Genomic DNA, 12,450 nt, shown 5'->3' with positions numbered 1-12,450 from the left:
GCGCAGCCCGTCTCGGTCCTGAGCCAGGAGGTTGGATGTCGACGAGCCCGCAGCCCCAGCCGAGTGCGTCCCTCGAAGAGGCGCTGGCGCACGCGTCGCGGCTGCTGGAGGTCGACCCCGCGCTCGCGGCACGGCAGGCGGAGGAGATCCTGCGCGCGGTCCCCGGACATACGATCGCCCAGCTGCTGCTGGCCACCGCGCACAACGCGCAGGGCAACCCGCGCGAAGCGGCCGACATCCTGCAGACGCTGGCCGTGGCGCAGCCCGGATCGGCGCGCACGCAGCTCGAACTCGGCATCGCGCTGGGCCGGCTCGCCCGCGGCGATGAGGCCCTGGCCGCGCTGCGACGTGCGGTCGCGCTGAAGCCGGACCTGCACACCGCCTGGCTTGCGCTCGGCGATCACCTCACCGCCATCGGCGACACGGAAGGCGCCGATGCGGCGTACGCGAACCACGTGCGGCATTCGGTGCGCGATCCGGCGCTGCTGCAGGCGGCGTCCGCACTGGCCGGCGGTCGCCTTCCCGAAGCCGAGCACCTGCTGCGCGAGCACCTGAAGAAGTTGCCGACCGACGTGGCGGCGATCCGCATGTTCGCCGAACTCGCCGCGCGCCTCGGGCGCAACGAGGATGCCGAGGCGCTGCTGGCCCGTTGCCTGGAACTGGCGCCGGGTTTCCATGCCGCGCGACAGAACTACGCACTGGTGCTGCAGCGGGCCAACAAGCCCGAAGCCGCGCTCGCGGAGATCGAGCGGCTGCTGGCGATCGACGCCGCCCATCCCGGCTACCGCAATCTCAAGGCGGTGATCCTGTGCCGCATCGGCGACTACGCCACGGCGATCGACCTCTACCAGGAATTGCTGGCGCAATACCCGCGAAGCCCCCGGGTGTGGATGAGCTTCGGCCACGCGCTCAAGACCGCGGGCCGCACCGCGGAAGCCATCGCGGCCTACCGCCGTTGCACGGACGTGGATCCGGCGCTGGGCGAAGCCTGGTGGAGCCTGGCCAACCTCAAGACCTTCCGCTTCAGCGCCGCCGACGTCGAGGCGATGCAGCGGCAGCTCACCCGTACGGACCTGGCGGACGAACACCGGCTGCATCTCGAATTCGCGCTCGGCAAGGCGCGGGAGGATGCCGGCGAGTACGCGGCCTCGTTCGGTCATTACGAACGCGGCAACGCGCTCCGCCGTGGCCAGCTGCGCTACAGCGCCGACGAGATGTCGGCGCGGGTCCGGCATATCCGCGGGCAGTACACGCGTGAGTTCTTCGCGCAACGCGCGGGCGCCGGCACGGCGGAACGCGATCCGATCTTCATCGTCGGCCTGCCGCGATCGGGTTCGACCCTGCTCGAGCAGATCCTGTCGAGCCACAGCCAGGTCGAAGGCACGATGGAACTGCCCGAGATCATCTCGATCACGCGCGCGCTGCGCGCGCAGGGCGGCGACGGCGCGATGCCGTATCACGATGCCGTGGCCTCGCTCGACCGCGACGGCCTGAAGGCCCTGGGCGAGCAGTACCTCGCGCATACGCGGATCCAGCGCAAGAGCGATGCGCCGTTGTTCATCGACAAGATGCCCAATAACTTCATGCACGTCGGCCTGATCCAGCTGATGCTGCCCAACGCGCGGATCATCGATGCACGGCGGCATCCGCTGGCGTGCTGCTTCTCCGGCTTCAAGCAGCACTTCGCGCGCGGCCAGGCCTTCAGCTACAGCCTGGACGACATCGGGCGCTACTACCGCGACTACGTGCAGCTGATGGCGCATTTCGACGACGTCCTGCCGGGCCGGATCCATCGCGTGATCTACGAACGCATGGTCGAGGACACCGAAGGCGAAGTGCGCCGCCTGCTCGACTATTGCGGCCTGCCGTTCGAGGCGCAGTGCCTGCGCTTCTTCGAGAACGCTCGGCCCGTGCGCACCGCCAGTTCGGAGCAGGTGCGACAACCGATCTATCGGGACGGCGTCGACCACTGGCGCCATTTCGAACCCTGGCTGGAGCCGCTCAGGCGCGCGCTCGGGCCGGTGCTCGATGCGTATCCGGACGTACCGGCGTTTGCAGTGCCCGGAATCGGAATGCCGGAGGTTGCTGTCCATTCGCAGTGAAATCGCAGTTCGAACTCATAACCAGAACGGGGAGGGATGTCGATGTACCGATCGAGAAAACCCGGAGCGCCGGGAACGCGCCGCGCCTTGAGCCGCCTGCCGTTGGCCGCGGCGATCTGCCTGGCGGTCAGTGGCGTGGCCTACGCGCAGGACGCCGCACCGCCGGCGACTGCCGACCAGCAACCCGAACCGGCCCAGCAGGCGGCGCCGCCCGCACCGGGCAAGACCGCGACGCTCGAGACGATCACGGTCACCGCGCAGAAGCGCTCGGAAAACCTGCAGAAGGTGCCGATCAGCCTGGAGGTGCTGGGCGAGGAAAAGCTGGACGAACTGAACGTCACCAGGTTCGACGACTATGTGAAGTTCCTGCCCAGCGTCTCGTACCAGACTTTCGGTCCGGGTTTTGCGCAGATCTACATGCGCGGCGTTGCCAGCGGCGGCGACGGCAACCACTCCGGTTCGCTGCCCAGCGTGGGCGTGTACCTGGACGAGCAGCCGGTCACGACGATCCAGGGGCCGCTCGACCTGCACATCTACGACGTCGCTCGCGTGGAGTCGCTGTCCGGTCCGCAGGGCACGCTGTACGGCGCCAGCGCGCAGGCCGGTGCCTTGCGCATCATCACCAACAAGCCTGATTCGAGCGGATTCGCGGCCGGCTACGCGGTCGAAGTGAACAGCGTCAGCCACGGCGGCATCGGCCACGTGGAAGAGGGCTTCGTCAACCTGCCGATGGGCGAATCGGCCGCGATCCGCCTGGTCGGCTGGAACCAGCACGACGCCGGCTACATCGACAACAAGCCGGGCGATCGCCAGTTCCCGGTGCGTATCGCCGACGGCGGCACGCCGGCCGACCCGAGCGATGACGTTCCCGACAGCTGGGGCGGCGTCCTCACCAACCGCAAGTGCACCTCCACCGACCAGCTGGTCTGCACCGGCCGCGCCAAGGACGACTACAACGACGTCGATACCACCGGCGCGCGCCTGGCGTTGCGGGTGAACCTCAACGACAACTGGACCATCACGCCGACGATCATGGGCCAGCACGCGATCGCCAACGGCAACTTCGCTTTCGACGAGGAAGTCGGCGATCTCGCCATCAACCACTTCTACAAGGAACGCTCGGAAGACAACTGGTGGCAGGCCGCGCTGACCGTGGAAGGCAAGATCGGCAACTTCGATCTCACCTATGCGTATGCGCACCTCAAGCGCGACGACGACGTCGAATCCGACTACAACGACTACGGTTTCTGGTACGACACGCTCTATTACTACAACGCCTACAACGACAACGACGAGTTCATCAATCCGTCGCAGTACATCCAGGGCAAGGACCGCTACAAGAAGGACAGCCACGAGTTGCGGCTGAGCACGCCCGCCGAGAACCGGCTGCGCCTGGTCGCCGGCTTGTTCTGGCAGGACCAGAAGCACGACATCCAGCAGCGCTACAAGATCGACGGTTTCGGCGCGCAGTACTCCATCCACAACTGGCCCGACACCATCTGGCTCACCAAGCAGGAGCGCGAGGACCACGACGAAGCCGTCTTCGGCGAACTGTCCTACGACTTCATCCCCGACGTGCTCACCGGCACCATCGGCGGACGCCACTTCCGTTCGGACAACAGCCTGAAGGGCTTCTTCGGCTTCAGTCTCGGCTGGTTCCCGGGGTCGAGCTACGGCGAGCAGGTGTGCGCCGACCAGTACGGCGACGATCCGGCGAACTGGGTGCCGTTCAACGGCGCGCCCTGCGAGGTGTTCGACAAGAACGTCAAGGAGAGCGGCAACCTCGGCAAGGCCAACCTGACCTGGCAGATCACGCCGAACAAGATGGTCTATGCCACCTGGTCGGAAGGCTACCGTCCCGGCGGCATCAACCGTCGCGGCACGCTGCCGCCGTACCTGTCGGATTACCTGACCAACTACGAGTTCGGCTGGAAGACCAGCTGGGGCGAGAACCGCTTCACCTTCAACGGTTCGGTGTTCCACCAGGAGTGGAAGGACTTCCAGTTCAGCATCCTGGGCGCGAACGGCCTCACCGAGATCAAGAACGCCAACCAGGCCAGCATCGACGGCCTGGAGCTGGACGTGAACTGGGCCGCCACCTACAACCTGCAGATCGGCGCCGGCGCCGCGTTCTACGACGCCAAGCTGACCGACAACTTCTGCGGCTGGACCGACGAGAACGGCAAGTCGGTCACCGTCTGCCCGGCCGGCACGATCAATCCGAACGGCACCTTCGACGATCCCACGGACGACTTCGCCGTGGATGGTCCGGAAGCGCCCGACGGCACGCAGCTGCCGGTCACGCCGAAGTTCAAGGGCAACCTGATCGCGCGCTACAACTTCCAGCTGGGCAGCCTGGATGCGTTCGTGCAGGGCGCAGCCGTGTACGTCGGCAAGCGCACCTCGGACCTGCGCCTGCTCGAGCGCGACATCCTCGGGGACCTGGATGCCTACTCGACCATGGACCTGTCCGCGGGCGTGAGCAGGAACAACTGGACCGTCAGCGTGTATGTCAACAACGTGTTCGACGAACGTGCGGAGATCTCGCGGTTCACCAACTGCGCCGAATCGGTCTGCGGTGCCTCGGGCGTGGTGCCCGAGTACCCGAACGGTCAGGTGTACACGGTCACCAACCAGCCGCGCACGTTCGGTATCCGCTTCTCGCAGGAGTTCTGATCGACCCGGCGACGGCCCGCTGGGTCGTCGACCTTGTGCAAGGGGCCGGCTACTCGCCGGCCCCTTTGTTTTCCGCGGTACCGAGCAATTCGGGTTGCAGCGCATGCGGCTGGCCCAGCAGCGGATGGATGAAGACCGCGGCCAGGATGATCGCGACACCGAGGTAGAACTGCGTCGTGAGTTCGCGCTGTTCGCCCAGCAGCAGCACGGCGAGCACGATGGCGTAGACCGGCTCCAGGTTCACCGCCAGCTGCTGCGCGAACGCGCTCATGTGGCGCAGCGCGACGAGCGAGAGGCTGAAGGGCAGCAGCGTGCAGGCCAGCGACAGGGCCAGCAGGAGCAGGACGTCGCGCGTGCCGGGAACGACCAGCAGATCGCCGGCGAACGCCGGAAACAGCAGGGGCATGACCGGCGCCAGCACGGTCAGCACGATCGCGCCGGCGCCGAGTTCGAGCGCGGTGACGGTGAGCGGATCGCCGTGTTCGACCAGCCGCTTGTTGAGCGAGCCGAAGATCGCGACCAGGAACGCCGACAGCGCGCCCACCGCGATGCCCGCGCGCATGCCGTGCGGCACGCCGCCCACGACCAGCACCACGCCGGGCAGCACGAGCACGCCGAGGGCGAGTTCGCGCTTGGAGAAACGGGTGCCGGTGAGCCACGGCTCGATCATCGCGACGAACACGGTCCCCAGCGCGATGCAGGTCGCGCCGACGGAGGCGTTGGACAGCTTGATCGCGCCGTAGAAGGTGAGCCAGTGCAGCGCGACGAGTGCCCCGATGCCGGCGTAGGCGAGCATCAGCCGCGGCCGCATCGCGCGCAGCCCGCGCCAGACCCGCGGCACCAGCGCCAGCGCGGCGACCACGATGAGCAGGCGCCACCACACCAGCGGCAGCGCGGGCAGGGAGATCATCTTGCCGAGGATCGCGGTGAAGCCCCACAGCGCCACGCAGAAATGGATCTGCAGGAAGGCCTTGCGGGTATCGGACATCGCCATGGGTTGCAGGAGGGGAATGCGGAGGAATGCGCTAGTTTTGCAGAGTCGTGGGGCGCGCGGCAGCACGGCAGCGGTGGCAGGAGCGGGCCATGCCCGCGAAGCGTGCGGTGGCGGATCGGTCGTGCCCGTGGGGCGCTCCTGCGAGCGGACGGTGCAGGAGGGGGCCATGCCCGCGCTGTACCTGCGGGTGCAGGAGCGGGAAGATGCCGCCATCCGCGAATGCCTGCCGCCTGGTTCGCGCGGCCGTGACGGAGCTGCCATGACCTCGTCCATCCAGCAACGCGGTGCCCCACTACGATGAGCGAAGCCCTGATCGAACACCTGCGCGACCTGTTCGAACCGCTGGGGAAGATCTCCGCGCGGGCGATGTTCGGCGGCTATGGCGTCTATCTCGACGGAATCATCATCGGCGTGATCCTCGACGAGGCCCTGTATCTCAAGACCGACGAACAGACCCGCGCGGACTTCAAAGCGGCGGGCTGCGCGCCGGCCGTCTACGAGATGCGCGGCAAGCCGCTGCCGATGAGCTACTGGTCGGTGCCCGAGGAAGCGATGGACTCGCCGCAGGCGATGCGGCCGTGGGCGGAGCGCGCCATCGCCGCCGCGCGGCGCAAACCGGCAGCGAAGCCGCGCGGCAAGCGCGCGAAGTAGGCGCGGCGCGCGCTCACGCGTCGTCCTGCGGCAGCCCCAGCAGCCAGTCGACGAAGGCGCGCGCCGCGGGCTTCAGGCGTTTGTGCGCGGGGTAGACGATGTAATAGCCCCAGCGCGCCTTCAGCGCGGGGCCCGGCAGCCGGATCAACACACCGCCGGCGAGATACGGCGCCACGATCTTGTCGCGCGCAAGCGTCGCGCCCAGGCCATGCACGGCGGCATTGAGCGCGGCGGTGCTGTCGCTGAAACGGTAGTGTTCCTCCACCGCGGCGCCGTGCACGTCGGCGGCGCGCAGCCAGTCGTGCCAGCCCTGGCGCGCGAGATCGGACACCAGCGGCAGGCGGGTGATGTCGGCCGGCGTGCGTACGGCATCGAGGCCCGGCAGGGTGGGCGAGGCGACCGGGAACAGATGGTCGTCCATCAGATGGTGCGCAGTGAGACCCGGCCAGTGGCCGGCGCCGTGGCGGATGCCCAGATCCGGCCCGCCCTCGTCGAAGCGGGTGAGCGCGACTTCGGTGTCCACCGTCAGCCTCACGTTCGGATGCAGCGCCGCGAATTGTGGCAACCGCGGCTGCAGCCAGGTGTAGGTGAGCGAATGCAGCGTGGTGATGTGCACGCGGTCCTGTTCGGTGCGCGCGATGCGCAGGCTGCGCACGACGCTCTCCATGTCGGCCATCGCGCTGCCCGCGGCGTCGGCGAGCTGGCGGCCTTCGGCGGTGAGCGAGACACCGCGCGCGTGGCGCTGGAAGAGCGTGACGCCAAGGCGCGATTCCAGTTTGCGCACGTGATGGCTGACCGCGCTCGCGGTGAGGTGCAGCTCCTCCGCGGCGTGGGCGAAGTTCTGGTGACGGGCGGCGGATTCGAACGCCGCCAGGGCAGGGAGCAGGTCCGCGCGCAGGGCCATTTCGAGCCTCAAATCTGGCTTGTGTCTGTCGGCGAAAGTATGCGCTTGTGCGGCTTCCGCGTCTCCCCAAAATGGATCGCAGCCGACAGCCTGGCTCAAGACGGCAGCGCGTCGTGCTTCCTCCCCCACGGGCGCTGCGCGCCCATCGCAACGGAACTGATTCCATGGGCCGACTCGATGCGATTTCCGTTTCCACCATGCAGGCTTCGCTGATCGACGACGTGCCGGCGATCCGCATCGGCGCCGGCTGCACGCGCCGCGACCTGTCCTCCGACGGCAGCGTGCGTGTGTGGGTGGTCGACATGGAGCCGGGCAGCACCTGGCCCTACGTCGACGACCACGACACCGGCGAGCATTACTACGTGATCGAAGGCGAAGTCATCGAAGGTCGCACGCGCTTCGGCGCCGGCACCTACGTGCGTTTCCTGCCGGGCACCAGCCACCGCCCGCGCACCGAAAGCGGCGTACGCCTGATCGGCTTCAACCTCGATCCGGCGGCGATGACCGCGGCGCGCGAGGCGGCCAGCCGCGCCCACCGCTTCAACTACAGCCAGGGTTGAGCGTCGCGTCACCGCGACGCCCACTTCCCTCAAGGAACCGAAGTACCGATGAACACGATCGCATCCAATCCGCCGTTGTCCGGCCTGCGCTCGGGCGCCTGGCTCACGCCCGTCGAACTGGGATTGCTCGGCGCCATCTGGGGCGCCTCGTTCCTGTTCATGCGCGTGGCCGCCAACGACTTCGGCCCGTTGCCCCTGGTCGAAGTGCGCCTGGCCCTGGGTTCGCTGGTGCTGCTGCCGTTCCTGTGGCGCGCCCGTTCGCAGTTCGCATCGAAGCAGCTGTGGGGCAAGCTCGCGCTGATCGGTGCGATCAATTCCGCCGTTCCCTTCATGCTGTTCGCCTGGGCCGCGCAGCGCGCACCGGCGGGCGTGGGCGCGATCGCCAACGCGATGACGGTGCTGTTCACCGCGCTGGTCGGCTTCCTGTTCTTCGGCGAGAAGATCGGCGCCAAACGCGCGGTCGCGCTGTTCACCGGGTTCGCCGGCGTCGTGGTGCTCGCCAGCGGCAAGGTGGCGGGCGCGAGCATCGGCTGGGCGGTAGTTGCAGGCGCGACGGCGTCGTTCCTGTACGGCATCGGCATCAACCTGGTACGTCGCCACCTCACCGGATTGCCGCCCGCGGCGGTCGCCTCGGCGACGCTGGGTACCTCGGCACTGCTGACCCTGCCGTTCGCCATTGCCAGCTGGCCGCAGCACGCGATCCCGCTGAAGTCGTGGCTGTCGGCGGGCATGCTGGGCGTGCTGTGCACCGGCATCGCCTTCGTCATGTATTACCGGCTGATCGCGCGCATCGGCGCCAGCCGCGCCTCGACCGTGACCTACCTGATCCCGGTGTTCGGCGTGGCCTGGGCCTGGCTGCTGCTTGGCGAGGCCTTAACCTGGACGATGGCAATCTCGGCCGCGCTCATCCTCGGCAGCGTGGCCATGAGCCAGCAACCGTCGCGCTGATCCGCGACCGCCTACGGAAGCAACGGCCATGATCGCCCGACTCTGGCACGGCACCACCCGTCTCGATCGCGCCGACGCGTATGCGGCGTTCCTCGGCGACCGCGCGATGCCCGACTACCGCGGCACGCCCGGCAATCTCGGCGCGCAGGTCCTGCGTCGCGACGAGGGCGAGGTCGCGCACTTCGTCACGGTGAGCTACTGGGAAGACGAAAACGCGATCCGCGCCTTCGCCGGCGACGACCTGCTGAAGGCGAAGTACTACCCGGAAGACGAAGGCTTCCTGCTCGAGTTCGAGCCGCAGGTGGTGCATTACGAGGTGCGCTCGGCCGGGTGACGCGCGGCCGTTGCAGGTTGCGCTGAAGGAGCGCGCTCGCGCTCGGAGTGTCTCAGCGACCGGTGTCGACGCGCCTGACCTTGGCGCCGACGCTGATGCCTTCGATGCGCAGGTACCAGCTGCTGAGTGCGCCGGGGCGTACCGTCGCCTTCGGATGCGCCAGCGGCGTGGACGAGAAATACTCGCCGTCGACGACGCGCCAGCGCTGTCCGTTGTCCAGTTCGAACACGGTGCCCTTTTCCCAGCCGCGCACGTCGCCGCGAATCGCGCTTTCGATGGGGCCTTCGGGCTCATGTGCGCTCGCGGCCACCGCGGCGTCCTGTTCTTCCTGCAGCAGGCGGTTGAGCAGGGCGAGCTGTTCGCGGCTCAACTGGTCCAGGCCGGTCGCGTGCAGCTGATCGGAGCTCAGCCGTTGCTCGATGGCGACGTACGCGCGCCCGGCGGCAGCTGGCCCGCACGCGAGCGTGGCGACGAGGGCGATCGCGAGAGTGGTCGCTCGCATGTTCACTTCACCCTCCGCACGCTGGCGCGCGTGTTGTAGCCCTCGACCTGCATGTACCAGTTGTTGCCGACCAGGCTGGGCGTGATCTTCACCTGCGGATCGGTCTTGCGCACGCCGGCGAGCGAGGCGGCGTCCATCTGCTCCCACACCTGGCCGTTGTCGAGCGTCCAGCTGCGGCCGCGGGCGAAGCCGCGGAATTCGCCGGTGATCCGGGCGACGATCGGATCGCTCTTGCCGAAGCTGAGGAAGCCGCGGTTCTCCGATTCCACCTTGTCCTTGGCCAGCTTCGCCGCCCTGGTGGTTTCCACTTCCAGCGTGTTGTTGAGCCAGGCGTTGAGGTTGGCCAGTTCCTGTGGCGAGAGTTTGTCCAGGCCCGCGGCCTTGAACTGCTCGGGCGTCATCTGCTGCTCGATCGGCGGCTGCGCATGCGCGGCGGGCACGAGCGCCAGCAGGGCCAGCAGCATGAGCGCATTCCAGAACGGATGCAGACGGATCGTGGGCATGGCTGTTCCTCCGGGCAGTTGGGGGCTAGTGTAGACCGCCGCCACGTTTCGACCGCAATGCGCGCCATGTCTTCCGTTTCCCTGCGCCTCGACGAGCTGCTATCGCTGCCTGAGACCTCCCAGGCGGCCGGCGCGATCGCGCCGCCGCTGCGCGATGCGCTGCGTTCGGCATACGGCGAAGGCGCGCTGGCCTTGCGCGATGCGCCGGCGATCGTCGCCACCACGCTGGACCTGCTGGCGAAGCTCGGCGCCGATGGGGAAACCATCGCGGCCGCGGTTTTGCACGATGCGCCGCCGGCCGCGGGCGCATCGCAGCTGGACAAGGCCTTTCCCGCCGTCGCGGCGCTGATCGACGGCCAGAATGCCGCCGCGCAGGTGTGGTCGCTGCATGCCGAGCGTGGATCGCATGCGAGCAACGAGGGCCTGCGCCGCTTGCTGCTGGCCATCGTCCGCGATTTGCGCGTGGTGCCGATCCTGCTCGCACGGCAGCTCGCGCGCCTGCGCAGCGCGGCGACGCTGCCGCCCGAACAGCAACGCGCGCTCGCCGAGCTCACCCGCGACATCCACGCGCCGCTGGCCAACCGGCTGGGCATCTGGCAGCTGAAGTGGGAACTGGAAGACCTCGCATTCCGTTATCTCGAACCCGACACCTACCGGCAGATCGCGCGCCTGCTCGACGAGAAGCGCGGCGATCGCGAGCGCTACATCGAGTCGGTCAAGCGCACGCTGCAGCAGGCGATGGAAGCGCAGGGCATCCGCGCCGACGTCGCCGGCCGGCCCAAGCACATCTACAGCATCTGGAAGAAGATGCGGCGCAAGGACGTGCCGATCAGCGAGCTGTACGACCTGCGCGCGGTACGCGTGCTCGTCGACGACATCGCCGCGTGCTACGGCGCGCTGGGCGTCGTGCACTCGACCTGGGTGCCGATCCCGAGCGAGTTCGACGACTACATCGCGCGTCCCAAGCGCAACGACTACCGCTCGCTGCACACCGCGGTGATCGGCCCGGAAGGCAAGACCCTGGAAGTGCAGATCCGCACCTTCGAGATGCATCGCCAGGCCGAGCTGGGCGTCGCGGCGCACTGGAAATACAAGGAAGTCGGCAGCCACAGCGCCGACGCCGCGTTCGACCGCAAGATCGCCTGGATGCGCAAGCTGCTGGAAGCGCACGGCGAAGGCGAGGGCGCGCTCAGCGGTGAACTCGACAGCGAACTGGTCGAGGACCGCGTCTACGTCCTCACCCCCAAGGGCGAGGTGATGGACCTACCTGCCGGCGCGACCCCGCTGGACTTCGCCTACCACGTGCACACGCAGGTCGGTCACCGCTGCCGTGGCGCCAAAGTCGACGGGCGCATCGTGCCGCTCGACTACAAGCTCCGCACCGGCGACCGCGTGGAGATCCTCACCGGAAAGACCGAGGCGCCGCGGCGCGACTGGCTGGTGCCGTCGAACGGTTTCCTCGCCAGCGGCCGCTCGCGCGAAAAGGTGCGCACCTGGTTCCACAAGCTCGATCGCGCGCGCAACGAGCAGGAAGGCAAGGAACTGCTGGACAAGGAGCTGCGCCGGCTCGGGCTGCTCGGCGCCGATCTCGCGCCCGTGCACACGCGCTTCAACGTCGACAGCGACGGCGACCTGCACGTGCTGGTCGCGCTGGGCGACGTCGGGCCGCACCAGGTCGCGCGCGCGCTGATGGAACTGGAGCGCGCGGCGACGTCCGAGGAAGCCGCGCCGGCGGTGTCGCCATCGCGGGCGCCGCGGAAACCGCCCCGGCAGTCGACGGAATTCACCGTGGAGGGCGTCGGCAACCTGCTGGTGCAACTGGCGCGTTGCTGCCAGCCGGTGGCCGGGGAACCGATCGTCGGCTACCTCACCCGCGGGCGCGGCGTCACCGTGCACCGGCCCGACTGCCCCGCGTACCTGCGCCTGGCGGCCGCGCAGCCGCAACGCGTGCTGCCGGTGGAATGGGGGCGCAAGGGCGGCGGTTACGAAGTCGACGTCGAGGTGCTGGCGCTCGACCGACGCTGGCTGCTGAAGGAAGTCAGCAACGTCATCGCCCAGGCCAATGCGCACGTGCTCAGCATCAGCAGCCAGCTGGAGCGCAGCGGCGCGCAGGTGCGGCTGCGGGCGCGCTTGCGCGTGAACGACTACGGCCAGTTGTCGGCCCTGCTGGGCAAGCTGTCGTCGCTGCCCGGCGTCGAGCACGCACAGCGCGGCTGAGGCCCGCCGCGTTGCACGCAGCCGCGCACGGCCCGGTCATCGGGCAGGCGCTATCCTCC

Annotated in this window: 12 protein-coding genes; 8 read left to right on the top strand and 4 right to left on the bottom strand. The window is 68.4% G+C overall.

From position 1 onward, the window contains the following. Positions 1-35: 35 nt before the first annotated feature. Positions 36-2,102, top strand: a complete 2,067-nt coding sequence (locus ACFPN1_RS07120) for a sulfotransferase (RefSeq protein ID WP_386754150.1) — start codon at positions 36-38, stop codon at positions 2,100-2,102. A 42-nt stretch (positions 2,103-2,144) separates the two neighbouring features. Beyond that, positions 2,145-4,778, top strand: coding sequence for a TonB-dependent receptor (locus ACFPN1_RS07115; protein ID WP_386754149.1), 2,634 nt, complete (start codon positions 2,145-2,147; stop codon positions 4,776-4,778). Between the two features lie 49 nt (positions 4,779-4,827). Here ACFPN1_RS07115 and ACFPN1_RS07110 read toward each other — a convergent pair whose 3' ends face one another. Continuing rightward, positions 4,828-5,772, bottom strand: a complete 945-nt coding sequence (locus tag ACFPN1_RS07110) for a DMT family transporter (RefSeq protein WP_386754148.1) — start codon at positions 5,770-5,772, stop codon at positions 4,828-4,830. A gap of 166 nt (positions 5,773-5,938) precedes the next feature. Between ACFPN1_RS07110 and ACFPN1_RS07105 the strand changes: the two genes are divergently transcribed. Together ACFPN1_RS07105 and ACFPN1_RS07100 are read left to right on the top strand one after the other, a co-directional pair. Continuing rightward, positions 5,939-6,073: a hypothetical protein gene (locus ACFPN1_RS07105; protein WP_386754147.1), complete on the top strand. Its 135-nt coding sequence runs from the start codon at positions 5,939-5,941 to the stop codon at positions 6,071-6,073. Then, positions 6,070-6,423, top strand: coding sequence for a TfoX/Sxy family protein (locus ACFPN1_RS07100; protein WP_386754145.1), 354 nt, complete (start codon positions 6,070-6,072; stop codon positions 6,421-6,423). Before ACFPN1_RS07105 ends, ACFPN1_RS07100 begins: the two co-directional genes overlap by 4 nt. A gap of 13 nt (positions 6,424-6,436) precedes the next feature. Here ACFPN1_RS07100 and ACFPN1_RS07095 read toward each other — a convergent pair whose 3' ends face one another. Further along, positions 6,437-7,327: a LysR substrate-binding domain-containing protein gene (locus ACFPN1_RS07095; protein WP_386754144.1), complete on the bottom strand. Its 891-nt coding sequence runs from the start codon at positions 7,325-7,327 to the stop codon at positions 6,437-6,439. Positions 7,328-7,491: 164 nt separating this feature from the next. Here ACFPN1_RS07095 and ACFPN1_RS07090 point away from each other — a divergent pair, with 164 nt between their 5' ends. From ACFPN1_RS07090 to ACFPN1_RS07080, 3 genes are read left to right on the top strand one after another with little or no spacing between them, the layout of a single operon-like run. Next, a complete protein-coding gene (locus tag ACFPN1_RS07090) occupies positions 7,492-7,887 on the top strand; it encodes a cupin domain-containing protein (protein ID WP_386754143.1) in 396 nt (131 codons plus the stop codon). 48 nt (positions 7,888-7,935) lie between these two features. Beyond that, positions 7,936-8,835, top strand: a complete 900-nt coding sequence (locus ACFPN1_RS07085; RefSeq protein ID WP_386754142.1) for a DMT family transporter — start codon at positions 7,936-7,938, stop codon at positions 8,833-8,835. Positions 8,836-8,863: 28 nt separating this feature from the next. Continuing rightward, on the top strand, positions 8,864-9,169 hold the full coding sequence (locus tag ACFPN1_RS07080) for an antibiotic biosynthesis monooxygenase family protein (protein WP_386754141.1): 306 nt from the start codon (positions 8,864-8,866) through the stop codon (positions 9,167-9,169). Positions 9,170-9,221: 52 nt separating this feature from the next. On the opposite strand, the gene ACFPN1_RS07075 is transcribed toward ACFPN1_RS07080, so the two are convergent. Both ACFPN1_RS07075 and ACFPN1_RS07070 read right to left on the bottom strand, forming a co-directional pair. Beyond that, the gene (locus tag ACFPN1_RS07075) at positions 9,222-9,671 is read right to left on the bottom strand and encodes a hypothetical protein (protein WP_386754140.1); all 450 of its coding nucleotides are present in this window, start codon (positions 9,669-9,671) and stop codon (positions 9,222-9,224) included. A gap of 2 nt (positions 9,672-9,673) precedes the next feature. Further along, positions 9,674-10,174 (bottom strand): hypothetical protein, encoded by a 501-nt coding sequence (locus tag ACFPN1_RS07070; protein WP_386754139.1) that lies wholly within the window; start codon positions 10,172-10,174, stop codon positions 9,674-9,676. A 66-nt stretch (positions 10,175-10,240) separates the two neighbouring features. On the opposite strand from ACFPN1_RS07070, the gene ACFPN1_RS07065 reads away from it, so the two are divergent. Beyond that, on the top strand, positions 10,241-12,391 hold the full coding sequence (locus ACFPN1_RS07065) for a RelA/SpoT family protein (RefSeq protein WP_386754138.1): 2,151 nt from the start codon (positions 10,241-10,243) through the stop codon (positions 12,389-12,391). Positions 12,392-12,450: the final 59 nt, after the last annotated feature.

It is taken from the genome of Lysobacter yangpyeongensis (assembly GCF_042655745.1).
Classification (GTDB): Bacteria; Pseudomonadota; Gammaproteobacteria; order Xanthomonadales; family Xanthomonadaceae; genus Agrilutibacter; species Agrilutibacter yangpyeongensis.
The sequence above is the reverse complement of the archived record's forward strand: the minus strand, read 5'-3'. Positions and strand labels throughout refer to the sequence as shown.

Coding starts and splice junctions, on each gene's coding strand:
- ACFPN1_RS07120 (WP_386754150.1), top strand. CDS start 36: ATGTCGACGAGCCCGCAGCCCCAGCCGAGTGCGTCCCTCGAAGAGGCG.
- ACFPN1_RS07115 (WP_386754149.1), top strand. CDS start 2,145: ATGTACCGATCGAGAAAACCCGGAGCGCCGGGAACGCGCCGCGCCTTG.
- ACFPN1_RS07110 (WP_386754148.1), bottom strand. CDS start 5,772: ATGGCGATGTCCGATACCCGCAAGGCCTTCCTGCAGATCCATTTCTGC.
- ACFPN1_RS07105 (WP_386754147.1), top strand. CDS start 5,939: ATGCCCGCGCTGTACCTGCGGGTGCAGGAGCGGGAAGATGCCGCCATC.
- ACFPN1_RS07100 (WP_386754145.1), top strand. CDS start 6,070: ATGAGCGAAGCCCTGATCGAACACCTGCGCGACCTGTTCGAACCGCTG.
- ACFPN1_RS07095 (WP_386754144.1), bottom strand. CDS start 7,327: ATGGCCCTGCGCGCGGACCTGCTCCCTGCCCTGGCGGCGTTCGAATCC.
- ACFPN1_RS07090 (WP_386754143.1), top strand. CDS start 7,492: ATGGGCCGACTCGATGCGATTTCCGTTTCCACCATGCAGGCTTCGCTG.
- ACFPN1_RS07085 (WP_386754142.1), top strand. CDS start 7,936: ATGAACACGATCGCATCCAATCCGCCGTTGTCCGGCCTGCGCTCGGGC.
- ACFPN1_RS07080 (WP_386754141.1), top strand. CDS start 8,864: ATGATCGCCCGACTCTGGCACGGCACCACCCGTCTCGATCGCGCCGAC.
- ACFPN1_RS07075 (WP_386754140.1), bottom strand. CDS start 9,671: ATGCGAGCGACCACTCTCGCGATCGCCCTCGTCGCCACGCTCGCGTGC.
- ACFPN1_RS07070 (WP_386754139.1), bottom strand. CDS start 10,174: ATGCCCACGATCCGTCTGCATCCGTTCTGGAATGCGCTCATGCTGCTG.
- ACFPN1_RS07065 (WP_386754138.1), top strand. CDS start 10,241: ATGTCTTCCGTTTCCCTGCGCCTCGACGAGCTGCTATCGCTGCCTGAG.